This window comes from Campylobacter sp. CNRCH_2016_0050h, assembly GCF_025772605.1.
Classification (GTDB): Bacteria; Campylobacterota; Campylobacteria; order Campylobacterales; family Campylobacteraceae; genus Campylobacter_D; species Campylobacter_D lari_D.
Genome location: NZ_JAKMSK010000007.1, coordinates 1 through 24,740, shown reverse-complemented (window position 1 = coordinate 24,740; position 24,740 = coordinate 1). Strand labels below are relative to the sequence as shown.

The window sequence follows — 24,740 nt, the reverse complement described above, 5'->3', positions numbered from 1 at the left end:
TTTTATTAGTAAAGAGGTAATTATGGAGTTTTTAGAACTTTTGCTAGTCTTTATTGCCATAGTTCTCATGATAATTAAGCCTGAAAAAGAAAAACTAGCTTTTTCTATACTTGTAATTTCATGGACTATTATGGTATTTGACTATTTAGGTCGCAAATCAGGCGCAATCTTAGGCCTAATGAATCTATAAGGTGGCAAATATGTGTGATATTAACAAAACTAAATTTTTTTATTTTTTAATGTGCTTGGCAGGTTTTTTAATCATTTTAATGCCTGTTGGAATTGCAAATTTGATTTTTGGTTATATGCTAGGTGATAGCCCTTGTACTTCTTGTTGGGGCCAAAGAGAATCAATGATTTTCATTGGTGTTGCAGCTTTATTTATCGTGCGTTATGGTATGAAAGGTAAGTTCTTGGCTTTTCTTTTAATTGCAACTGCATTTGGTTTATGGCAATCATTTAATCATATAAGCGGACATGCGCATCGTGATCTTGATCAAGGTTTTGGTTTGCCTATTTTTGGTTTGCATACTTATTTTTGGGCTGAAGTAGTATTTTGGGCTGTAGTTTTATTACTTGGTGTAATTTTTGCTTTTGCTCCAAAATTTGGCTCCTTTGAAAAAGAAATGGAAGGAGTTAGTTTTAGAAAATTGACTAAATTTAACCTAGCTGCTATGGTTATTGTTGCTTTTATCGTAGCTTCAAATGTCTTCCAAGCTTTCGTAAGCACTGGTCCTATCCCATATAGCGGACAAGGTGATCCAGTTCGTTTTAGTTTAAATCCAAAATATATTATTTGGGATGATTCAGGCTGGAATAAAAGTTGGAAAAGCATTTCTTTCTTAGGAAAACGCGATGTTAAAGAACCTGATTTTGCTTTTGCTCCTGCTAATGAAAAACTAGGTATTGAATTTGATAATAATATCAGTAATGCTCCATTTACAAATATCGATGATAATCTAAAAATCGTAAATGAAACAAAAATTGATTTTCCTAAAGCTATCAATACACTTGATTATATCAATGGAGAATATGTCGCAAGTTCAAAATGGGAAGTATTTTTCCTAGATGATAATTTTAGTACTAAAACAGATTTTCTATTAGACCCATATTTTTCAGCCACAATTAATCCTATCATAGGAATTATTCCTTATTTGGACAACAAATACATCTTAATGGGCTCTAATAAAACTTTCTTAAGATTTGCTCAAAATCCTAATGCAGATGAAGCTTTACAATATGCTGATTTTATTAGAGGGGCAAATAATTTTGAAGGACAAGGTGAAAACCTTGGTCGTGGTAGAATTGACACAGTTAGAGCTAAATTCCATCATGTTTTAAGCACAACTACTGACGGAAAATACATGTATCTTGCTACCGTTCCAAACAATAAGGATGCTAAAACTTTTGTAATTTCTAAAATTTCTTTAGCAGATAGAGTTCTTTCAGCTGAATTTACTCCTAAAGCTGAGTTAAAAGTAGGAAAAACTTTGGGCGATCTTTATATAACTTCAATGGCTTTTAAAAATGGTAAAATTTATGCATTAAGTAAAAAGCATAATGTTATTGCTGTAATTGATCTAGACAAAGAAGAAGTTATAAAAACTATTTCTTATCCAGAAAATATAACTAACGCAAGAAGTTTATTCTTCAAAGATGGTAAAATGCACATCTTATCTTATCAAGATGGATCAAACATCCTTTATACGCTTGATTAATCTTTAAGGCGTTTTTACGCCTTAAAGACTTTAAAGCTAGATAAATAAAATTTAAGATAAAATAACACTTTTTATCAAGGAGTGCTTATTGATTCATATATTCGAACAAAAACAATGTCAAACTATGGCAGAAGAAATTCGCAAAAACACTTTCATTAATGAAGAATTATTTGAAGCTTTTTGTTCTACTCCAAGAGAAATTTTTTCACCTTTAAAAATGCATGCTTATAGACTTGATGCACTTCCTTTAATGGGTAATCAATGGATAAGCTCGCCTTTAACTGTGGCCAAAATGACTATGGCGCTTGATTTTAAAGATGCTGATAGTGTTTTAGAAATAGGTTGTGGTAGTGGGTATCAAGCTGCGATTTTAAGTAAGCTTATTAGAAGAGTTTTTACCATAGAGCGCATTGAAAAACTTGCAATTAGCGCTATAGAAAAATTTAAAAAACTAAACTATGCTAATATTCATGTAAAATTTGATGATGGGCAAAATGGTTGGAAAAATTATGCACCTTATGATAGAATTTTACTCTCAGCTTATATAGAGCATATTCCAAATGTATTATTTGATCAACTTGAAAACAATGGAATTTTAGTAGCTCCTTTACTCATAGGAAATCAACAATTTATCACTAAATTTACCAAAAAAGATGGCGAGATTAGCAAAGAAGTTTTAGATGAATGCCTTTTTGTGCCTATTAAAGATGGTAAAGAATAATCTTGCTAATTTTTAAGATAAATATTTAATTTTAATATAATTATTTTTAAACATAAGCTTTTTATAGGGGATGTTTTTTTATAATTATGCTAAAAAAGGAATATTATGAGTTTTAAAAAAATACTTTTTGGTTTATTTACCACTAGCATGCTTTTTGCCTATGAGCAAATGCCTCAAAATGCCTCACATGGAAATTTCATAGACAAAGACAAATGGAAAAATTTAGATAAAAACTGGATTTACTGTGAAAGTGGGTTAAATCAAGATTTCATCAATATAAACAGTAAAAAGGTTACAAATAAAAATCATTCTTTAGAATTTAACTACTCAAATGATTCTTTTGGCTTAATAAATGATGGTTATACCATAAAAATGCATTTTGCAAGCAATGGAAGCCATATCGTGCTAGATAATACAGCTTATAATTTATCTCATTTTCACTTTCACGCTCCATCAAAAATTTCTATTGATAAAAAATCTTATCCTTTAGAAATTCATTTTAGTCATGTAAGTCAAAAAGGTGATATAGCAGTGGTTGTGCTGTTTTTACAAGAAGGTGCGGAAAATCCTTTTATTAAAAAAATCATTCGTGCTTTTCCTAAAAAAGAAGGCGATAAACTTTATGTTCAAGGCTTAAGTGCTAATGAGTTATTGCCAAACAATCTTCAATCTTTTTATATCTTTAAAAATAAACTCAACAAGCCTTGTAATCAAAAAATCACTTGGATAGTTTTAAAAGACATAAGCTATGCCTCTAAAGAGCAAATCCAAACTATACAAAATTTAATGGGAAAAAATGAGAATTTAAAAATACAAGAAATTAATAATTTAGAACAAAATGATTAAGTAAGCTAAACTTAATCATGTATAAAAGCTTGAATTTTTTCTAAATTAGCTCTAAAAAGTTTAAAATTTAACTCGCTTGAAATTTTTAAATCAGCAAAAAAAGGATTTTTCAAACTAGCTATGAGCAAATAATCATCTTTTTTCAAAACTCTTTGTGTAGAAAATTCTTTATCCTTTACTTTTTCAAAAATACTTTCATTTGACTTAATATCTTCTTTTAATTTCTTACTATAAAGCAAAATTCCACAAAAGAAATTCCCAAATTCATCTTTAAATTTCACATCATAAAGAATAAAATCATCAAAAATAAAAGAATTTTGAGAATGATAAGTTTTTAAAGAAAAATCAAAAGTAATTTTTTCAAAATCTTTTTGATCAAAGCCTTGTTTGTCAAATTTAGCATTGTTTTGCTTTAAAAATTCTTCACACATTTTAAATACAAGCTCATTGCGTCCCCACATAAGCTTTCTTCCTAAAATTCTAAAAAACAAAACTCCTGCTAAAACAGCAAAAAACAAAGCTATAATCACATCCTTGCTAAATTGAAAAGCAAGAAAAAATATAACCAAAGCTTCAGCAAATGCTAAAATTTGTAAAGCTTTGAGTCTTTTATTTAAAGCTTGTCTTATGGCTTCAAAATCCATTAAGACTTAGCCTTTTCCATTCTTTTTCTTTGAGTAGGATCAAGATATCTTTTTCTAACTCTAATATTTTGTGGAGTAACCTCTACAAGCTCATCTTCTTCTATCCATTCTAATGCTCTTTCAAGGCTTAATTTTCTAGGTGGTACAAGCTTAATTGCATCATCGCTTCCACTTGCTCTAACATTCGTTAAATTTTTACCTTTAATCGGATTAACATCTAAATCATTTGGACGCGAATGCTCACCTATAATCATACCTGTATATACTTTTGTTTGAGGATCGATAAACAATACCCCTCTATCTTGTAAATTAAATAAAGAATACCCTAGCGCAACACCATTTTCCATAGAAATTAACGCACCATTATTTCTTTTTTCAACTGCCCCGCTAAATGGACGAAACTCTAAAAAGCTATGGTTCATCACACCCTCGCCTTTGGTATCTGTTAAAAATTGTGATCTAAATCCTATAAGCCCGCGCGCAGGAATTTCAAACTCAAGTCTTGTTTGACCATCTCCAGTTGGTGTCATAGTTTTCATTTCAGCTTTTCTTTTGCCTAGTTTTTCAATCACAACCCCGGTAAAATCATCAGGCACATCAATCACTAAATGCTCAAATGGCTCTGTTTTAACCCCATCTTCTACCTTAACGATAACTTCAGGTCTTCCCATACAAAACTCAAAACCTTCTCTACGCATATTTTCAGCCAAGATAGTTATTTGAAGTTCACCTCTTCCACTTACTTTAAATTTACCCTCGCCTGTGCTTTCATATTTCATGGCAATATTAGTTTTCATTTCAGCTTCTAAGCGTTCTGCGATTTTATTTGAAGTTACATGTTTACCTTCAGTACCCGCTAAAGGACCATCATTTACTGAAAATACTATACTTAAAGTTGGCTCTTCTATATGTAAAGGATCAAGTGGCATAGGGTTGTTTGGATCTACCACGCTATCTCCTACATCTAAAGCTTCAAAACCTGCAATCGCTACAATATCGCCTGTCCCTGCTTCTTCAATATCCATTTTTTCTAGACCCATAAAACCAATAAGCTTTGAAATTCTTCCATTGATTTTAGAGCCATCTGCTTTAGCAAGCATAACATTTTGATTTTTCTTTACTTTACCATTAAAAATTCTTGCAATACCTATTTTACCAACGAAATTATCATAACCTAGAGTAAAAACTTGAAGCTGTAAAGGATTTTCATCACTACCACTTGGAGCAGGCACACGCTCAAGTATGGTCTTAAACAATGGTTCCATGTTAGTGCTTTCATCTTCAAGTGCAAGTTTTGCATAACCATTTTTAGCAGCTGCATATACTACTGCAAAATCAAGTTGTTCATCATTTGCCTCTAAAGCCACAAAAAGATCAAAAATTTCATTGATTACTCTTTCAGGATCAGCAGCTGGCTTGTCGATTTTATTAATAACAACAATAGGTTTAAGCCCTAAAGATAAAGCCTTTTTTACCACAAATTTAGTTTGAGGCATAACCCCTTCTTGTGCATCAACTAAAAGCAAAACCCCATCAACCATTTTTAACACACGCTCAACTTCACCACCAAAATCAGCATGGCCTGGAGTGTCTATGATATTTATTTTTGTGCCTTTATAATTAATAGCAGTATTTTTAGAAAGTATAGTGATACCTCTTTCTTTTTCTATATCATTACTATCCATTACACGCTCTGCTATTTGTTCACGCTCATTAAAAGTTCCTGATTGTTTTAAAAGCTCATCTACCATTGTTGTTTTACCATGATCAACATGAGCTATAACAGCTATATTTCTAATATTATCCAAGTTTTTCTCCAAAGTCTTAAATTTAAAATCTAACATTATATAAAAAAAATGCTTAAAAATTAAGATTTAAAAATTGGAACACTTGTTGCTTTTGTCTTGAGTAAGAATTATTTTTAAGGAGAAAAATATGTCAAACCTAAATACTCAAATCTTTAACGCTAACTTAGAAAAACAAGGAACTTCAGTTTTAAATAGTAAGCATTTTATGGAACTTTTAAATTATTTAGAAGTTATAAATTCAAATGAAGAAAAAGAATTAAATTATGCAAAACTTTCAAGCAAAGTAAGTGAAATTTTAGATGATGCGCAAAATGAAAATGCGGTTTTAAATGCTAAAAACATAGAAGAATTATTAGTGATATTTAAAAATTTTAATCTTACTCATGAAAATTTAAAACTTGATTGTGCAGCACAATTACAAAATTTATTTCCAAATTTAGCAAAAAATAATTTTTTAGTAGGTTAATTAATGTCTAATATCCAAGCTAGTGATGCTTTAAACTTACTAAGCATCACTCCACAAAATGAAAACCCAAGTAAAGAAAACGCTAGCTCACAAAGTGATGGCGAGGAATTTTTAAATTCCTTATTGCAAGCAATAAATGAAAAAGATGGAAGTTTACCAAAAGATTTCAAGACTCCACAAAAAGATGATAAAGTTAATGATAAAATTTTAAAAGATGATGTCAAAGATAAAATACCGCTGGATGAAAAAGATGCTTTGAAGCTTTTTGAGGGTGCAAATTTTATGCATATTCTTTCTTTATTGGAGGTTTTACAAAGCGATAGCAAGGATATAAAACTAAACAAACTTGTCCAGGATAATACTGCTATTTTAGCTCTTGAAAAAAATCTACACAAGCTAAAAAATATAAAAAATATTAATGAGCTTTTTAATGTGGCAAAAGAGCTTGGATTAAACATCAAAAATATAAAATTTGAACAAATTAAAGATTTAAAAGAAGCCTTTCCAAATCTTGATAAAAAAGGTTTTTTTGAAATACCAAAACAAAATAATAATACTAATGTTTTTCAAGATTTAATCAATCAAAAAATTACCAAGCTTTTAAAAGAAGAACCAAATACAAGCAAAAATATAAAAAGCAAAGAAAACGAAGGTATGTCTTTGCTTTCTTCTGCTTTAAAAAATATAGAACTTCCAAAAAAAGATATAAAAACACAAGCAAAAGAAAACATTCAAAACATAGATTTTAAAGAAAAATTAGTAGAAAAAATTCAAATTCAAGATGAAAAAGAAATAAAAAACGCAAAAAATATCCAAAATACAACAACAAAATTCAATGAAAAACTAAGTGATATTGAGTTAATTAATCTTACTCAAAACACAAACCTAAAAAAAGATATTAAAGAAAAAGAAAAGCTAGATTTTAAAGAAATATTAAAGAATGAAAAACTAACTATTAGCGAAGATAGCTTTAGTAAAAAAATAAGTTCTGTTTTAGAAAATTCAAAAGATTTAAAAACTGAATTAACAAATATAAAAAATACTCAAAATATACAAAATCAAAATCAAGATTTAAAAATTAACTTAGAAAATCAATTGGCCCCTCAAGATAAACATTTAAAAATAGATAAAAATAATCAAAATATAGATAATTTTAGTGATATTTTTAAACACACAAAAGAGTTTTCAAAAGATGAAAATGATCATAGTGAAGAGAATTTAAATTCTTATGTAAGGGAAATGAATAGGGTTTCTAATAATTTTATAAAAAATCAAAATATTCCTATGAAAGAAACTTTCAATGATTTTGCCCAAGAATTTAAAGAAAAACTAGAAAGCTACAAAGCACCTATAACTCGCTTTAGTATAACTCTTAATCCACATAATCTTGGAGAAGTAGAAGTAACTTTAGTCCAAAGGGGTTCAAATTTAAATATTAGCTTTAACTCTAATCAAAATACCCTAAATCTTTTTATACAACATCAAGCTGAGTTTAAAAATGCTCTTGTAAATATGGGATTTACAAATTTAGAAATGAATTTTAGTAATCAAGAAAGAAAAGAACAAAGCAATCCGCAAAGACAAAAAAACAACAATAGTAAAGAAGATAAGGTGAATTTTGAAAAAGAAATTCAAGAAAAACCAAGCTTAGAAATGGTTTTAGCAAAATATTTTTAAATGGAATATTTTTTGCTTTGAGCTTTAAAAATATATAAAAAAGGATTTTTATGTCAAATATAAACACACAAACCCTTCAAGGTCCTTTAGCAACGCTTAATACTAAAGATATGCCAAATGCTAAAGGAAGCACTAGAGCCGGTGAAGGTGATAGCGGGTTGATTTACAACCCTGGGGCAGAACTTGACAAGGATGCGTTTTTAAAGCTTCTTTTAATAGAACTCCAACATCAAGATCCAACAGATCCTATGGATACTGAAAAAATGCTTACTCAAACAGCACAACTTTCAGCACTTGAAATGCAAGATAATACTAATAAAACCATGACTCAACTTGTAACTGCGATGACAAAACTACAAAATTCTATTGCAGCAAGCACAGGTATGAGCGCACTAGCTGCAGTTGGAAAGCTTGCAACAGTTAAAGATAATTACCTTGTAGTGGCAGATGATGATATACAATTTCAAATTAATATGTATTTACCACAAGAACCACAAAAAGGTAAAAAGACTGATATTGATATTGAAGGTTTTGAACTTAAGAAAAATGGCGAAGATAAACTAGATATAACAGGTAAAGTTGATAAAGAAATAGCTGAACCTGGAGAAACTATACATATAAAATTAAAAGATGACAAAGGTCAAGAAGAAACGGTTCAAGCAGTAGTTGGAGAAGATCAAACATTTAAAATAGTAGGACATACCCCAAGTGTTGATATCAAAACAGCAAAGATTGATTCAGCTTATAAATCAGACAGCACACCTGTAACATTTACTATTTATAATGAAGCAGGAGATCCTGTAAGAACAATGAGTGTTAAAGATATGAGTGCTGGTATGAAACAAATCGTTTGGGATAGAACAGATGATAGTGGAAGTCCTGTACCATCTGGAAAATACTATGTAAGAGCAAGCTATATAGGTGAAGATGGCACAACCGTTAATTCAACTTATGGTGCTTATCCTATCACTGGAGTTAAATTTGAAGAAGGTGAAGCTCTAGTTGGTATGGGCGGTAGCTGGGTTAAATGGGAAGATATTAAAGAGATTACAGGATAAAATCATGTTTACAGCATTTTACAATGGAGTAAATGGAGTAAAATCCCAAAGTTATGGTATAGACAATACCGCTCATAATATAAGCAATGTCAATACAGTCGGTTTTAAATACTCTGATGTGGCATTTAAAGATGTATTTTATAGCACCATAACAACACAATCATATAACAAAGGTCAAACTGGTTATGGTAGTGTAGCAGGAGCTACTAATGATATTTTTGAACAAGGTCCGTTAGTTTCTACCGATAATGAATTTGATGTAGCAATTGCTGGAAAAGGCTTTTTTGGTGTAAGTAATGCTAATGGGGTTTATTATACTAGAAATGGTGCTTTTAAACCTGATGCAAATGGATTTTTAGTAGATTCAAATGGAAATTATGTACTTGGAACTATGAATCCATCATTACAAGAAATTCAACTAAGTGATAGAGTTTCTAATATGTTTGGTCAGATTATGGGACAAAAAGTCACTACAGCTTGGAGTGGAACACCTGGACAGAATTTACAAATGGGCGGAGTTAATACTCAAGGACCTATTTCTGTACCTAAAAATCTTTACTTACCACCTCAACCAACGCAAAATATAACTTGGAGTGGAAATTTAGACACAAGCACCAAAACAGAAGCAGTAAATGTAGATGTAGATGCTTCTAAATTTGAATTTAGTAAAAATGAAGATGGTAGTGTAAAAATTTCAGGTAGTGTAAAAGATGAACAAATTTATGGTATAAAACCTGGCGATACTATATATTTTAAAATCACTGATGAAAAGGGTGCTAATCAAACATTACAAGCTACTTTAGATGAAAATTTAGCTTTTAGTATCGACAATCAAAAACTAGATAAAGTCGATTTAGAAACAGCCAAATTAGAATCATCTCACTTAAGCGTTGAAAAAGAAGTAGCTGATAGCACAGAACTTTCTGCAAAATTAATAAATCCTGATGGATCTATTAGTTGGGTAAAAGTTAAATTAGATAGAGTTTTACCGCAAAATGGTACAGATTTAGAATACAAAGCTGTTGCTCAAGTATATGATAATGATGGCAATAAAATAGGTGGAACAACCGAAGGTTTAATCACTTTTAACGAATCTGGAGCTTTAGTATCTAACACCTTAAATTCAGTAGATAATAATGGAACAAGGGTTAATATAAATCTTGGTTCTTATTATGATCCAAATATACCAAATTCAGGCTATGATGGGCTTCATGCTTTACAAAACAAACAACCTTCAGTGCATACACAAACAGATGGTAAGGGCGAGGGGTTTTTAAATAATTATTCTATTAACACAGATGGTACTATCATCGCCACTTTTACCAATGGAGATCAAATAGCTATGGCAAAACTTGCTTTGTTTAATTTTACAAACGAACAAGGCTTGGAAAAGCTAGGGGAAAATCTTTATGGACAAACAGGAAATAGCGGTAATCCAACTTTTTTACTTGATGCTAATGGAAATTTCAGCACAGCAACTTTTAAAGGTTCTTATTTAGAGCAATCTAATGTAGATTTATCGGTAGCTTTTACTAACTTAATCACTCTACAAAAAGCTTATGATTCAAGTAGTAAAAGTATCACAACAGCCGATCAAATGATACAAAAAGCAATCAACATGAAACGCTAATTTTAGCTTTTCATGTTTTATTTATATTTTTTTGCTCTAAGATATATTTTACCTCTTGCTCAAAAAATTCATACACCCTAAGCTGAACCAAAGATTCTTCTTCATTTTTATCTATTAAACGCTCAAGTTTATCAAATTTTATCTTTTGTATATATCTTGGATTTTTTTTCAAAAGCAAAGCAATATTTTTAAGTAAAGTATCCAAACTAAGCTCACTTTTTAAAACTCTATCTACATATTCTTTAGAAGTTTGCACCAAAATTGCTTGCCTGCTTTTATCTTTTGGATAAATTTCACTAGCAATATCAGCTAAAACTTGCCAAATTTCTGCTTTTATATTTTTATTTGCCACAATAATAGCCGCAAAAGATTTTGCTCTAAATTCTAAAGACAGATGACTAGGAACAAAAAATTCTCTAAATTTAGATAAAAAATTTGCAAATATACTCAACATACTTCACCTCAATGTTTTTTAAGATATTTTAAGATATTATTTCAACTGCCTTCTCTTAGACCTGTGCAATGCTATTTTTAAGCACCGCTTCAGGGTGGGAACACAGCAGAGCACTTAGACTTAGTGTGTGCCGCAGTCATCTGGGAGAGGGTTTTAAAGTTTAAAATACCCTTTAATATCCTCGCAAATTCTAAAGAAATTTACCCCATTAATAGTCGGATTTGTTTTAAAATACTCATACATTCCCACAAAACCGCTTTCAAGCTCTTTAGACTTTACTCCATAGCTAATCGATAAAGCCGCTTCTATAAAAGCTGCTAGCTTATCACAATACTTCAAAGCCTTTCCATCAATAGCCTTAAAACGATCCTCATTAACCGCATCCAAACTACCGCTATAAACACTTGGTTTGTTATTAAAAATACGATTTTCAAATTCATTTTTTACAAAGGCACTTTCTTCATTTTGTCCTTCTCTAATACCAAGTATATAACTAAATTCTTCTCTAAAAGATAGTGGTATAAAAGGTAAAATTTTCTCATTAATAAGTTTCATTTCATACTCATTGATGATTTCATTTAAACCATCTATGCCATATTTTACCGGAGAGATGATATCTCTAGTTAAACTTTCGGGTAAATCATGAAACAAAGCACAATAAAAATTGCTTTCTATCCTACCATCGCATGCTTTTACTTCTAAAGAATAAAAATAAGACAAAATAGCTACCACAAGCATATGTCCTAAAACCGCAGTTTCTGGAATCCTTGGAGTTTGTGCCCATCTTTTTTGAAAACGCAAGCGTCCGCTTAGATCGATTATTTTAGAAATTTTTTGATTAAGAGCTATTTTTCTTGCGCCAATTAACTCATAATAATCTTCTAATTCTTCTTCAACCTTAGCCTTAATCTCATCAATATCACTTAAAAATGAACTAGTTTGATAAACTATATTAAACTCCCACCTTGTCGCAAAATACGAAGCAGCTTTTAAAACAAGCCTTTCTTTTGCACAATCTTTACCTTGCAAAAAAAGCTCATAGCGTTTTAAAAACTCACCATTTTCTATATCTTGAATCATTGGTGCGATTTTACTTAACACCCAAGCACTTACTTGCTCATTTTTTGCACGCGTTATCTCATGATACACATCAGGGCGTATATCAGTCACTACCACCCTACTTAAAAACTCAAAAATTCCTGCTTCTATGATAAAACGCATATTGACATCTTTTTCCATTTTAGCAATGAAATAAGCAATGATAAATTTATGTGCTTGTTTATCAAGCTCAACTAAATTTGTCATTCTAGGATAATCATTCCACCTTGATATAGAAGCAGCTTTAAAAATATGCTCTATCAATTCTACACTAATCATTTATTTCCTTTTTTTGCTGTGATTTTACTTTATTTTATAATCTTTAGCAAATTTTATTTTGATATTGTGATTTGATATTTTATTGTAAAATAATCTTTAAAACTTATCATCAACATAAATACGAGGTTCTACCATGATTAAATTAAACAACAACCAAGGTTTTGTAAATATAAATGGTAAAAAAATGATGTGGCCGATTTTTGATGAAGTTTTATTTTTTCACAATGATATAGCAACAGTAAAACTCAATGGCAAGTGGGGCTTAATAAATAAAAATGGAGATTTTATAATAAACCCAATATATGACTATATTAGTCACCTTAATGAAAATTTTATAACTATTCAAATAGGTAATAAGTACGGTTTCGCTGACAAAAACGGAAAAATTATAACTGAACCAAAATTTGACGATACGAATGGTTTTTACGAAAATTTGATATCGGTTTTAATAAATGACAAATGGGGTTTTATTGACACAAATGGAGAATTTATAATAAAACCTAAATTTGATTATGCGGGAAATTTTAACGAAGGACTTGCAGATATAAAACTAAATGAAAAATGGGGGTTTATAAACAATAAAGGGGAAATTGTTATAAATCCTATATTTGATGAAGTAGAGAGTTTTAGCGAAGGCCTCGCAAAGATAAAATTAAACGAAAAATTTGGGTTTATAGACAAAAGTGGAAATATTGCTATAAACCCTATATTTGATGAAGTAGAGAGTTTTTATAATAAAGCCGCAATAGTTCAGCTAAATGGAAAATGGGGCTTTGTAGATACTAATGGAAACATTATAAAATAGCAAATATAATTTGATATTATTCCAATTACTAGAACTTTTATTTTCGCATACTCATTATAATTTTAGCAAATTAAAAACTTTCTATATCACTTAACTTAAGATAAACCTCATCATTTTTACTAAGCTCTTTATGATGATAAATGCTAAAAATATGTCCTTCCAAACTCACGCCTAGCTCATAAAAATCCCCATAAAACACACATTCTAAAACGCTAGCCTTTAAAGGAGTTTGTGAGGTTGAAATTTGTATATCATTAGGGCGTAAAATGCCATTTTTACTTTGTAAATATGCTTTAAAATTCTCATCTAAAATTGTATTTGGATCTATAAAAAATGCTTCGCCCAAAAAACAAGCACTATCTATATTTTTAGGCTTATAAAAAAGCTCTTTAGCACTTCCATAGTCTAAAATTTTTCCATCCTTAATCAAAGCGATATTGTCTGATAAATAAAAAGCATCGTCTTTATCATGCGTAACAAAAATAGCACTAAGCTTATGCTCTTTTAAAATATTTTTGATTTCTTTGCGCATTTTAACGCTTAAAGTGTGATTTAAATTTGAAAAAGGTTCATCAAAAAGTATGATTTTTGGCCTTGCGACTATGGTTCTTGCTAGTGCTACTCTTTGAGCTTGCCCACCGCTTAGCTCATTTGGATAGCGTTTTAAAAGTGTATTTAAATTTAAAATTTCCAAAACCTCATCAAGCCTTTGTTTTTGCTCGTTTTTACCTAAAAAGCTTATACCAAAGCATATATTTTCTTCTACATTTAAGTGCGGAAACAAAGCATAATCTTGAAACAAAACCCCCACATCACGCTCTTGTGGGGCTAAATACACACTCTTAGAAGCAACTAGTTTATCCCCTATATAAATACTACCATCATTGATTTCAAAAAAACCCGCTATACAACCAAGCAAAGAACTCTTACCACAGCCACTTTCTCCCAAAATACTGACAATCTCGCCTTCTTTTAAGCTCAAAGAAATTCCCTTTAAGACCTCTATTTTTCCAAAAGATTTGTAAAGATTGTCAATTTTTAAGATTTCCATTATTGTCCTTTTTGGTTGTTTTTATTTTGCAAATAATGCATTAAAAATGTAGGGATAATCCCAAATAACACTATAATCAAAGATGGCAAAGAAACATTATAAATTAACTCATTTTCACTATAAGCAAATACAAGCGATGAAAGCGTTTGAAAACCTGAAGGTGAAAGTATAGTTGAAATAGGCAATTCTTTTAAAATATCCACACAAATAATCACCACAGCCAAAGCTAAATAATGCTTCATCAAAGGAAAATGAATTTGAGTGAAAATTTTAAGTGGTTTTGATTTTAAGGTTAAATTTGCATAGTCTATATTTTTAGAAATTCTCTCATAGCCTGATTGAGTTGCAAAAATTCCAGAAGCTAAAAATCTCACAAAGTATCCAAAAAACAGCACTAAAAATCCACCACCTATGGCATATTCAAAAGACAAAAGATCAAAAATATAATTTAACACACCCAAAATCACTAAAATTCCCACAGCTACCACAGCTCCAGGTAAAGAATACCCCAAAGTCGTAAGCCAAAGGATGATTTTAGAAGCTTTTGTATCGTTTAAACGCACTATAAAACATAAATAAAATGCCACTCCCACAATAGCAAAAGAACTCACTAAAGACACACTAAGACTATAAAATGCAGGTGTTAAGACATTGCTTAAATTTTGCATAAAATCAAACCCGGCCCAATAAACAAGCCACATAATAGGCACGACAAAGGCTAAAAATGCCACTAAAAAGCACCATAAAAAGGCTAAAAATGCCTTTAAGCCTTTTAACTCATCTTTTGGAGTAGGCAAAAACACATTTTGATTAAAGCCTTTTTTACCTCTTTGAATTTTTTCTAAAAGCATTAAAAGTGCGATAAATACAAGTAAAGTCACGCTTAAAGCCACAGCACTGACTTCATCGCCACCACTTCCCCATGTTCTAAAAATTCCTGCGCTAAAAGTATCTACGCCAAAATACGCCACCAAGCCATAATCACTCAAAACCTCCATAGCCACCAACAGCAAAGCACCCACTATACCCACACGGCAAAATGGCAAAATCACTTTAAAAAATGTTTTTAAATTAGAAGCCTTAAGTGTTTTGGCACTTAAAATGATATTTCCAAGTCCATAAGCAAAGGTATTTTTAGCAAAAAAATACACATAAGGATAAAGAGCAAAAGATAAAATCACAATCACCCCATATGCATTCATGATATCTATACGCCTATCAACACCTAAAAGCGTGGGAATTAAGCCTTGAAATTCAAACAAATCAATCCAAACAAAACCCATTACATAAGAAGGTATAGCCAAAGGTAAAATCAAAAACCATTCAAAAAATTTCGAGCCAAAAAATTTATAAAAAGCTATCAAATAAGCACTAACTAAACCTATAATCAAACACAACACTAAAGTACCAAACAATATAAAAGCACTACCAAAAATATACCTTGGTAAGACATTTTTACTCAAATGTTTTAAGGTATTAATATCTATAAAAGGAAGGTGTAAAATAATAGCAAGTATAGGCAGTATGATTAAACTACAGAAAAAAAAGGTGGCAAAAGACCACCTTAAACTTAAAAATTTCAAATTTTATTTTTCCTTAAAATTATTTCCATTGAACTTCATCAAAAATCATTAAAGCTTCTTTAGCATTACCCCAATAAGCTTCGAAATTTGGCTTTTCTACTTTAAACTCGCCCCAAGATTGTAAAATTTTAGCAGGTTTTACTTCTTTATTTACTGGATACTCATAGTTTTGGTTTGTTAAAATTTCTTGTGCTTCTTTTGAAAGCATAAACTCGATAAATTTAACCGCAGCTTCTTTATTTTTAGAAGTTTTTAAAACACCTATACCACTTACATTGATATGTGTTCCTCTATCATCTTGGTTTGGAAAAATCACTTTTACTGAATTTGCAGCTTCAACATCTTTAGGATTTTTTGAATTTGCTAGATGTCCTAGATAATAACTATTTGATATAGCCACATCGCCTTCTTTTGCATAGATTGCACGAATTTGATCACGATCCCCACCTTTTGGAGTGCGTGCAAGATTATTTGCTATGCCTTGTGCCCATTCTTTTGCTTTTTCTTTGCCCAAAGTATCTATCATAGCACTTAACAAAGAAATATTATAAACATTATTTGAACTTCTTACTAAAACCTTACCTTTAAATTTAGGATCAGTTAAATCTTCATAAGTTTTAATCTCTCCATCTTTAATTCTATCTTTAGAAGCGATGATGATTCTTGCTCTTGTTGTAAAAGCATACCATTCGTTATTTTTGCCTCTTAGCTCTTTTGGAGAAAGTTTTTCTAGCTCAGGCGAGCTAACTGAAACAAAAAGATTATTTGTGCGAACTTGTTCTAAATTTCCCGCATCAGCAGTCATAAATAAATCTGCTTTTGAATTTTTACCTTCAACTTCTAATCTTTTAGCAAGCTCATTAGCCTTAGCTTGCACCACATTTACACTAATGCCTGTTTTTTCTTGAAATAATTTGAAAATTCCTTTATCAGAATCATAATGACGATGAGAATAAATCGTAAGCTCTTGAGCACTTAAGCTCATAGCAGCTAGTAAAGATAGTAAAACTACTTTTGCTTTCATTTTATAAATTTCCTTAATTTTAAATTTTGAAATTGATAAGGATTATTATATTAATAATTCACTTTATATTTACTTAAATTGATATACATAATCAATTTAAAATAAAATAATACAAAATTAACATAAATCAAGATATTTTTTCTCTTATTTTTATATAATCATCAAAAATACAATATACAAAGGAGATAAAATGACACAAGAGCAAATTCAAATCATCAAAGATTGTGTACCAATTTTACAAAAAAATGGTGAAGTTTTGACAAAAGAATTTTATAAAATCATGTTTGAAGAATATCCTGAAGTAAAACCTATGTTTAATATGGAAAAACAAGCTTCAGGCGAGCAACCAAAAGCTTTAGCAATGGCTATTTTAATGGCAGCAAAAAATGTAGAAAATTTAGAAAATATGAGAAGCTTTGTTGATAAAGTAGCTATCACTCATACAAAATTAAATGTCAAAGAGGAGCATTACCCTATAGTAGGTGCTTGTCTTTTAAAGGCTATTAAAGTAGTGTTAAATGCAGATGAAACTACACTAAAAGCTTGGGAAGAAGCTTACAAAGCTATCGCACAATTTTACATAAACATTGAAAAAGAAATTTATGCAAAAGCTAAGTGACAATAGGCTTTGATTTTTCAAAGCCTATTTTAAAAACGCTATCCCCGCTTTTGCTATTTTTACATCCTCATCTAAGTGTGCTCCACCCACACCTATACCACCAACAACAACTCCATCTATAAAAATCGGTACCCCACCAGGCATAATAGAAAACTTATCATCTAAATAACGAATATCTTCAGGTATTTTACCCTCTTTTACACCTTTAAAAATAACTGCTGTTTCTCTTTTTTGCGAAGTGGCTGTGTAGGCTTTTTTATAACTAGCATTAATCGTATGCACACCTGCTTTATCATCTCTTAAAACTGCTAAAATTTGACCAGATTTATCTACTATGGTAATACTTACATGAAAGCCATTTTTTCTTGCTTCTTTCTTTGCAAGATCCAAAATCCCTTCAACCATTTGCGAAGTTAGAACAGGCTCTTTTACAAGCTCAAAAGATTTTGCCATCAAACTTACTCCTAAAAATAAACATAAAATAAATAATTTTTTCATTTTTATCCTTTAAAATTTTTCTACTGCATTTTTTGCTAGTTCTTTAATATCGCCTTTTAATTCACAAATTTGACCATTTTGTGCGAGTAAAATTCTATCAGCCATGTCAAAATATACTTCATCATGTGTTATAGCAAATATTGTAATGCCTTTTTGCTTTAAAAGTGGCAAAAGCTTAGTGTAAAAAAACTTTCTAAACATAGGATCTTGATCAGCTGCCCACTCATCTAATATTAAAATATCTCTTTTTTCAAGTAAAGCATTAAGCATAGCAAGGCGCTTTTTTTGTCCAGCCGAGAGCTTTATAGTGCTAAAATTATTTTCCACAAGCTCTACTTTTTCATTTAGTTCTAAAATTTCAAGCCAGTATACCAAGTCTTCTTTGCTAAATTTCTCATCTTCTAAAACATGCTCAAATAAATGAAAATCACTAAAAATCGCACTAATTAAACTTCTATATTCATAAATATTTTCTGAAGTTACTTTTTCATCATCTAAAAAAATATCCCCTTTAAAGTCTATAAAAAGTCCTGCTAAAATCATAGAAAAAGTAGATTTACCACTACCATTTTTCCCTATTAAAAATACGCATTCGCCCTTTTTAAGCTCAAAATTTACAGGTTTTAGTGCAAAATTTTCATTATAAGAAAAAGATACATCTTTAAAACAAAGTTTTTGCCAAGTTTTTTTATTTTGACTAATTTTAAACTCATGAGAATAATTTTCTAAATTTAAATTTGAAATTTTATCTAAAGCGATTTTTGCCATCATAAGCGTAGGAAAACTTCCTATCATAGCTCCAAGTGGTGATCTTAAAAAAAGCACACTTAAAGCAATAGTAGTAGCACTTTGCAAACTAGCAAGTTCATAACTTAAAGCTATATAAAACTCCACTCCTACTAAAGCTAGCATGGCGCTATTGCTCCAATTATTAGATAAGATATGTAAGATATTTCCTATAGTGGAGCTTTTTTTCTTTTTTAGAGCATTTTTTTCAAACTCGTTTTCATAATAATACTTTGCCCTTAAAGGATTTAAGGTTAATTCTTTATGCCCTTGTAAAATATTTTGATAGTTTTTTTGCAAAGCATCATCATTTTCCCTAGCATTTTTAAAATAAAAATATACCTTACTCATCAAAAAATTATCCACCAAAAAAACGCACACTATCCACACAAAACATAAAAAGAAAATTTCTAAAGAAAGATAAGCTATATAAGCACTTACACAAATAATCAAAACACTTGATTGTATGAATTCAGGAAGTCTTAAAAGTCCAAAAGAAATACTACGCACATCATTATTTAAAGAAGCCAAAATCTTTGCTTTAGTAGTATTTAAAATACTCAAAACACTTGTATCTAAAATTTGCTTTACAACCCTTCTTTGCATTTTAAAAATAAAACTTTGTCCAAACGAGCTTAAAGCAATTTCTACAAAAGAAGAACTCGCAAAAAATACAAGCAACAAAAGCACAAAATACACGATAATATTTGAGTTTTCAAAATTAGCTTTTAATAAAAATTCATTAATAAAAACTAAAGTCAATACACCTAATATACTCGTAAAAATACTAAAAAGCAAAAAAAGAATGATTTTTAATTTGCTTTCTTTAAATAAAAAAACTAAAAATTTCATTTAATCTAAACCTTAACTCTAAAAGCAAATTATATAACAAAAATATGCATAATAAATTATTTATATTGTTTATGTTTATTTGTTTTTATTTAACTATAAATAAATTTTGTTATAATATATTTAAAAATTACATATTGATATTAATAATTATTTAAGGATAGCTGATGTCTAGTTTTTCTAACCATATTCTTTTATCTGGTATTGTTATTTCTATCTTATTTGATCAAAGTCTAGCGCTACCTAGTGGTGGTAAATTTACACATGGAACTAGTGGTTCTATTAGCATAAATGATAATCATATGAATATCCACGGAAATGGGCAAAATTCTGTAATACAATGGGGGGGGGATTTAGCATAGGCAAAAATGAAAGTGTAAATTTTAATGGCTCTAACAAAAACTACCTAAACATTGCTCATGGTACAAATAAATCTACCATAGAAGGTTTATTAAATGCAAGTGGCAATAATGTCTTTTTAATCAATCCTAATGGAGTAATCATAACTAAAACAGGAACTATCAATGCCAATCGCTTTGTAGCTTCAACCTCATCAATAAGTTCTGATGAAATGCAAAAATTTGCAAATGGAAAAACAAACACCATACAATCACCCATTATAAAATTAGATAAAAACAATGGCAATGTAGTTAATATGGGAAATATTAACGCTGAAGAAGTTGTCTTTATAGGAAATAAAATTTTATTAAATTCAAATATTAAAAATTCAAATGATTTATTAACTAAAATCAACTCAAAAAACATCAAACTTATAGGAAACGAAATAGACATTGATACATCAAATATAAACGCAAATTCTTTATCAAAATTAGAAGTAAGTGCTAAAGAAAGAGGTTCTATATATTTAAATGCTAGTGGATATTACTACGATCCTAATTCTTTTGCAGTTTTTGATAAACTTAAACAAGCTGATTTTCAAAATATAAAACATAATAATAACTCTTTTAACATATATGATTTTGTAGGAATATCTTCAGATGTTGATTGGTGGCATTTTTCCAAAGGTTGGAATGAAAATAAAAAAGATTTTAGAAATACAGCTACTGAATACAGACTAACAAATGATATAGATTTTAAAGGAAAAAACTATGCAAATTACTGTATAGAAGGATATGGTTGCACCAATATGATAGTAGGATATAAAGATCCTATTTACAATGATGATTGGAAAATTATAGAAGATAATAGCTTTTATAATAAAATTTTTGACGGACAAAATTTTGCTTTAAAAAATATATTCATAGATACAAATGTATTATCAGATTCTTTAAGATATGTTGGTATATTTGGAAATGCTAATGGTTCTGAATTTAAAAATATAATAATTGATTATAACGATAACTCTATTCTATCAAACTCAATGTATACTGGAGGTTTTGTAGGATATGCAAGTGGTGGCAGTAAATTTGAAAATATAGAGTTAAAAAATATCTCTAAAATCTCTACACAAAATAAAAACAACCTCTACGCAGGAGGTTTTGTAGGATATGTTAATGGTGCTAACTTTAACAAGATTGATATAAAATCAATAGGAGAAATCAGCGGTATTAGCCTTGAAAATAGATCACATATTGGAGGTTTTGTAGGTGGAATTAACAATGGAAAATTTGAAAATATAAACATATCACAAATAAATAAAATTATTAATGATAAAACAACAAAAGCAACATATACGGGTGGTTTTGCCGGAGAAGTATGGGGAGGAAAATTTAGCAATATCGATATAAGACAAATTGATGAAATTAATGGAGGTTTTGTTACAGGTGGTTTTTCAGGTAATATAGGCTATGCTGATCTTGAAAATATAAATTTAGATATAAACAACATAACCTCCACTTTTACTACTTTACGCCATACTTATGCTGGTGGATTTGTAGGAAGTATTGATTCTGGTGATACTTATTTTAAAAACATCAATGTGCGTGTTAAAAATGTAAAAAGCATTAGTCAAGATAACAAAGATGGCTCGTTGGAAGAAGATTTTTTTGATACAGGAAATGCTTATGCTGGCGGGTTTGTAGGTTTTGCTAATGGAGGTGTTTTTGATAATATTAGCATAGAAGCTGAAAAAATAGAAAGCATTAATAATAACTCCATGGAAGGCACTCGTGCTGCAAGCGGTGGCTTTGCAGGAAAAATAGAAGGATATAGAAGTGATAATTTATCTCTTTCAAATATCACAATAAAAAATATTGACACTATTTCAGGCAAGATTGAAAAAGACAAAAGTGGAATGGTGAATGTTGGAGGTTTTGCAGGATGGATTCAAAAAGAAGGTAAAGGAAGTTTTTCTAACATAAGCATATATGATATAAAAAATATACAAGCTTATGGACAAAAAGACTTTGCCAATGCTGCTGGGTTTATCGGATATATTGAAGGGCGTTCAATGTTTCAAAAATTTAATTTAGATTTTAAAAATATATATTTATTTTTTGAAAATGACTCCCAAATACAATCTTTTGCAAGTGATGGTAAAAATTTAAGTGGAAAATTTATTAGTGCCTATAACGATAAAAATGTAAATTTAGCTTTTAAGAATATACATATTTATCATCATGAAAATGATTTTAATGATGTTTTTAGCGACTTAAAATTATGGAAAGATATGAAAATTAATATTCATACCTATAATGATGATAATAAAAATTTAAAATTTGAAGATTTTTTAAGTAAAGATAATACAATAGCAAGACCTATTATAGAACTACCAAAAAAACCAGATTTTTCAAATAAAATAGAAATTAATTACCCAAATATAGACAATATCATACAAGAAGAAGCCATCCTTGGTAAAGATGATTTATATGAAGATGTCATCAAAAATGAAATTCTAGCAGATCTTATCAATCAGCATTATAAAATATATATTGATGTTTTATTGGATATGTTAGCAGAAAAAGATTATAATCTAATGACAGAAGATGAAAAAGTAGATTTTGTGGCAAAATACTTCATCAAAGATACAGCAAATAATAAATCACAAGCCTTGAAGATAGTTCAAAGTTTAGATTTTATAATGGCTTATCAAAACAACGGATTAAATAATGCAAATAATGATAAATTTGAAGAAGGTGTAAAAGATTTTTATCAAAACAATATAAAATCAAATATAGACAAAACAATTGAGAAAAAAATAAGTATATTAGAAATTCTAAAAGGAGAGTTAAAAGATATAGTTTTAAATTCACAACAACTTCTAAAAGAATTGGAAAATATAAAATTACAACTTCAAATAGCAGAAAAATCTTATAATGACTATATAAAAAACAATTCTTCACTAGATCCTAATAAGCTAGCTCAATTACTTAAAAATATCAATATGCTAGAAAAACAACAAGAAACAGTAGCTTCCAAATTAGGATTAGCAGAAATTAAAAATAAAATAGAATATCAACACAATAAAGGTAGTTTTTTAATAATGGGAGATTATCAATATGACTTATATAAACCTATTTTAGAAAGCATTGATCTAACACCTAGCATTCCTATTGAACCTGATTTGCCTTGGACTGATCTAACACCTAGTATTCCTGTTGAACCTGATTTGCCTTGGACTGATCTAACACCTAGTATTCCTAGCATTCCTACACTAGAAAACAATCAAGCAAAATCAAGTCTAAACAATAATCAAAACTATCCTGCAATGATTAATGACAATATTGCTAATTTATTTTTATTTAATTCTTTAGGAGATGATTTAGTTAAAGATGAAATAATAATCAAAGAAATTGGGGAACTTGATATAGAAGCTCGTAAAAAAACTTGTATTGTAAGCGATGGGTTTAAAGCTATGAACCCATGTGCTAATTAAAGAAAGTTAAATGCATAAGATTATTGTTTGCACCTTAATTTTAACATGTGCTTTACGAGCTACAAATGACAATATAAAAATAATAGAATTATCTCCTGATAGAAATATACCACAAAACAAAGCTTTAAAAGAAAATTTAAAAACTGAACAAAATTATGAAAAATTTCAAGATGCTAGAGAAATCATAAATACACACCAAGAACATTATGAAAAAGAAATACTTACTCACTATAATTTTCACATCACAAACAAAGGAATTGATTTTGAAAATTTAGGAATTGAAGAAGAGGAATTACATAATCTCATATTAAATTATGAACAGAAAAAATTTAATATCCAAGATTTGCAAGATGTATCAAATATTGTTGCTTATTATTTCCAAGTTAATGGCTATCCTGCTGCAACAGTGTTTATTCCAAAACAAAATTTTGAAGATGGCAATATAGAACTAAACATTGCTTTAGGAGTATTTGGAAAACACATAATAGAAAACAAAACCTCGATCAAAGATCATTTCATAAAAGATAAATTAGATAAAAAACTTAAAGGTAGAATTATCTCCACTAAATTAATAGAAGATAGCGCATATAAAGTCAATGAAATGTATGGCATTCAAACCCTAGCAGGCTTACAAGCAGGAGAGAATGTAGGAGAAACTGATGTAGTTATAGAAGTAGTGCCTGATACTAAGGCCAATGTATTATTATATGCTGATAATTATGGTATTGAAAGTTCTGGCAAATATAGAATAGGCATCAGCATGGGATTTAATTCTATATTTAATATGGGAGATTATTATAATTTTTACTTACAATCAAGCAATGAAAAACAAATCAACTATGGAGCAAGTTATACTTTCTTTTTAGGAAATTTAAAAATTACTCCAAGTGTATCAAAAGGAAATTATTCCTTGGGAGAAGATTATGAAAATGCCGGATTTTATGGTACTTCTAGAAATTTTGGTATAGACTTTTCTTATCCTGTGTGGATTAATACTAATTCATCATTTTACTTTACTTCAAGTATTTATCATAAAATACTTAGTGATACAAGTGCTGGATTTTTAACTTTTAATAAGCATTCTAATGTAGGTAGTATGGGTTTAGAAGGTTTATTTAGAAATTTTCATAACACTTTTATTTATAGTACCAAAATCAACCTAGGCAAGGTCTATGACGATGGGGTTAATTTTTTAGGCACTAATTATAAAAATAATAGTAATGGCATGGGTTGGTTTAGAAAACTCAATGCTAGTTTGAATAATTATTATAGTATTAATGAGTATATTACT

At 29.5% G+C, this 24,740-nt stretch carries 21 protein-coding genes and 1 other RNA gene; 13 read left to right on the top strand and 9 right to left on the bottom strand.

What is annotated here, in order from left to right; genetic code table 11:
• Nucleotides 1–200: 200 nt before the first annotated feature.
• The 3 genes from L8X28_RS04665 to L8X28_RS04655 all read left to right on the top strand — a co-directional run bounded on the left by L8X28_RS04665 (nucleotide 201) and on the right by L8X28_RS04655 (nucleotide 3,285).
• Nucleotides 201–1,718, top strand: a complete 1,518-nt coding sequence (locus L8X28_RS04665; protein WP_263665671.1) for a disulfide bond formation protein B — start codon at nucleotides 201–203, stop codon at nucleotides 1,716–1,718.
• 91 nt (nucleotides 1,719–1,809) lie between these two features.
• A complete protein-coding gene (locus L8X28_RS04660) occupies nucleotides 1,810–2,439 on the top strand; it encodes a protein-L-isoaspartate(D-aspartate) O-methyltransferase (protein ID WP_263664091.1) in 630 nt (209 codons plus the stop codon).
• 105 nt (nucleotides 2,440–2,544) lie between these two features.
• Nucleotides 2,545–3,285 (top strand): carbonic anhydrase family protein, encoded by a 741-nt coding sequence (locus L8X28_RS04655; RefSeq protein ID WP_263665670.1) that lies wholly within the window; start codon nucleotides 2,545–2,547, stop codon nucleotides 3,283–3,285.
• Between the two features lie 11 nt (nucleotides 3,286–3,296).
• On the opposite strand, the gene L8X28_RS04650 is transcribed toward L8X28_RS04655, so the two are convergent.
• Nucleotides 3,297–3,929 (bottom strand): poly(A) polymerase, encoded by a 633-nt coding sequence (locus L8X28_RS04650; protein WP_263665669.1) that lies wholly within the window; start codon nucleotides 3,927–3,929, stop codon nucleotides 3,297–3,299.
• Nucleotides 3,929–5,737 (bottom strand): translational GTPase TypA, encoded by a 1,809-nt coding sequence (gene typA / locus L8X28_RS04645; RefSeq protein ID WP_220567072.1) that lies wholly within the window; start codon nucleotides 5,735–5,737, stop codon nucleotides 3,929–3,931. Before typA ends, L8X28_RS04650 begins: the two co-directional genes overlap by 1 nt.
• A gap of 127 nt (nucleotides 5,738–5,864) precedes the next feature.
• Here typA and L8X28_RS04640 point away from each other — a divergent pair, with 127 nt between their 5' ends.
• The 4 genes from L8X28_RS04640 to L8X28_RS04625 are packed head-to-tail and all read left to right on the top strand — an operon-like array spanning nucleotide 5,865 to nucleotide 10,568.
• A complete protein-coding gene (locus tag L8X28_RS04640) occupies nucleotides 5,865–6,203 on the top strand; it encodes a hypothetical protein (RefSeq protein ID WP_133319030.1) in 339 nt (112 codons plus the stop codon).
• Between the two features lie 3 nt (nucleotides 6,204–6,206).
• A complete protein-coding gene (locus L8X28_RS04635) occupies nucleotides 6,207–7,880 on the top strand; it encodes a flagellar hook-length control protein FliK (protein ID WP_263665668.1) in 1,674 nt (557 codons plus the stop codon).
• 50 nt (nucleotides 7,881–7,930) lie between these two features.
• A complete protein-coding gene (locus L8X28_RS08420) occupies nucleotides 7,931–8,938 on the top strand; it encodes a flagellar hook capping FlgD N-terminal domain-containing protein (RefSeq protein WP_220567070.1) in 1,008 nt (335 codons plus the stop codon).
• A 4-nt stretch (nucleotides 8,939–8,942) separates the two neighbouring features.
• Nucleotides 8,943–10,568, top strand: a complete 1,626-nt coding sequence (locus tag L8X28_RS04625; protein ID WP_263665667.1) for a flagellar hook protein FlgE — start codon at nucleotides 8,943–8,945, stop codon at nucleotides 10,566–10,568.
• A 10-nt stretch (nucleotides 10,569–10,578) separates the two neighbouring features.
• On the opposite strand, the gene L8X28_RS04620 is transcribed toward L8X28_RS04625, so the two are convergent.
• Entirely contained in the window at nucleotides 10,579–11,022 is a 444-nt protein-coding gene (locus L8X28_RS04620; protein ID WP_133319033.1) for a hypothetical protein, read from the bottom strand.
• Between the two features lie 52 nt (nucleotides 11,023–11,074).
• Between L8X28_RS04620 and ffs the strand changes: the two genes are divergently transcribed.
• Nucleotides 11,075–11,172, top strand: an RNA gene (gene ffs, locus L8X28_RS04615) — signal recognition particle sRNA small type.
• Nucleotides 11,173–11,175: 3 nt separating this feature from the next.
• On the opposite strand, the gene L8X28_RS04610 is transcribed toward ffs, so the two are convergent.
• Nucleotides 11,176–12,399, bottom strand: a complete 1,224-nt coding sequence (locus L8X28_RS04610; RefSeq protein ID WP_263659558.1) for an HD domain-containing protein — start codon at nucleotides 12,397–12,399, stop codon at nucleotides 11,176–11,178.
• A 133-nt stretch (nucleotides 12,400–12,532) separates the two neighbouring features.
• On the opposite strand from L8X28_RS04610, the gene L8X28_RS04605 reads away from it, so the two are divergent.
• The gene (locus L8X28_RS04605; RefSeq protein ID WP_263665666.1) at nucleotides 12,533–13,204 is read left to right on the top strand and encodes a WG repeat-containing protein; all 672 of its coding nucleotides are present in this window, start codon (nucleotides 12,533–12,535) and stop codon (nucleotides 13,202–13,204) included.
• Nucleotides 13,205–13,274: 70 nt separating this feature from the next.
• Here L8X28_RS04605 and L8X28_RS04600 read toward each other — a convergent pair whose 3' ends face one another.
• The 3 genes from L8X28_RS04600 to L8X28_RS04590 are packed head-to-tail and all read right to left on the bottom strand — an operon-like array spanning nucleotide 13,275 to nucleotide 16,862.
• Nucleotides 13,275–14,255 (bottom strand): ABC transporter ATP-binding protein, encoded by a 981-nt coding sequence (locus L8X28_RS04600; protein ID WP_263665665.1) that lies wholly within the window; start codon nucleotides 14,253–14,255, stop codon nucleotides 13,275–13,277.
• Entirely contained in the window at nucleotides 14,255–15,838 is a 1,584-nt protein-coding gene (locus tag L8X28_RS04595; RefSeq protein ID WP_263665664.1) for an ABC transporter permease, read from the bottom strand. The genes L8X28_RS04600 and L8X28_RS04595 overlap by 1 nt, the downstream gene beginning before the upstream one ends.
• A gap of 19 nt (nucleotides 15,839–15,857) precedes the next feature.
• A complete protein-coding gene (locus L8X28_RS04590) occupies nucleotides 15,858–16,862 on the bottom strand; it encodes an extracellular solute-binding protein (RefSeq protein WP_133319037.1) in 1,005 nt (334 codons plus the stop codon).
• Nucleotides 16,863–17,052: 190 nt separating this feature from the next.
• Here L8X28_RS04590 and cgb point away from each other — a divergent pair, with 190 nt between their 5' ends.
• Nucleotides 17,053–17,481 carry a single-domain globin Cgb gene (cgb, locus tag L8X28_RS04585; protein ID WP_133319038.1) on the top strand — a complete coding sequence of 143 codons (429 nt, stop codon included), beginning with the start codon at nucleotides 17,053–17,055 and terminating at the stop codon, nucleotides 17,479–17,481.
• A gap of 24 nt (nucleotides 17,482–17,505) precedes the next feature.
• Here cgb and L8X28_RS04580 read toward each other — a convergent pair whose 3' ends face one another.
• Together L8X28_RS04580 and L8X28_RS04575 are read right to left on the bottom strand one after the other, a co-directional pair.
• On the bottom strand, nucleotides 17,506–17,979 hold the full coding sequence (locus L8X28_RS04580) for a GlcG/HbpS family heme-binding protein (RefSeq protein WP_133319039.1): 474 nt from the start codon (nucleotides 17,977–17,979) through the stop codon (nucleotides 17,506–17,508).
• A gap of 9 nt (nucleotides 17,980–17,988) precedes the next feature.
• Nucleotides 17,989–19,617, bottom strand: coding sequence for a multidrug ABC transporter permease/ATP-binding protein (locus L8X28_RS04575; RefSeq protein WP_263665663.1), 1,629 nt, complete (start codon nucleotides 19,615–19,617; stop codon nucleotides 17,989–17,991).
• A 164-nt stretch (nucleotides 19,618–19,781) separates the two neighbouring features.
• On the opposite strand from L8X28_RS04575, the gene L8X28_RS04570 reads away from it, so the two are divergent.
• From L8X28_RS04570 to L8X28_RS04560, 3 genes are all read left to right on the top strand, one after another.
• Nucleotides 19,782–19,976 (top strand): hypothetical protein, encoded by a 195-nt coding sequence (locus tag L8X28_RS04570; RefSeq protein WP_263662111.1) that lies wholly within the window; start codon nucleotides 19,782–19,784, stop codon nucleotides 19,974–19,976.
• Nucleotides 19,955–23,449, top strand: a complete 3,495-nt coding sequence (locus L8X28_RS04565) for a filamentous hemagglutinin N-terminal domain-containing protein (RefSeq protein ID WP_263665662.1) — start codon at nucleotides 19,955–19,957, stop codon at nucleotides 23,447–23,449. The genes L8X28_RS04570 and L8X28_RS04565 overlap by 22 nt, the downstream gene beginning before the upstream one ends.
• Nucleotides 23,450–23,459: 10 nt before the next feature.
• Nucleotides 23,460–24,740: ShlB/FhaC/HecB family hemolysin secretion/activation protein (locus L8X28_RS04560; RefSeq protein ID WP_263665661.1), on the top strand; the 1,281-nt coding region annotated here is incomplete at its 3' end.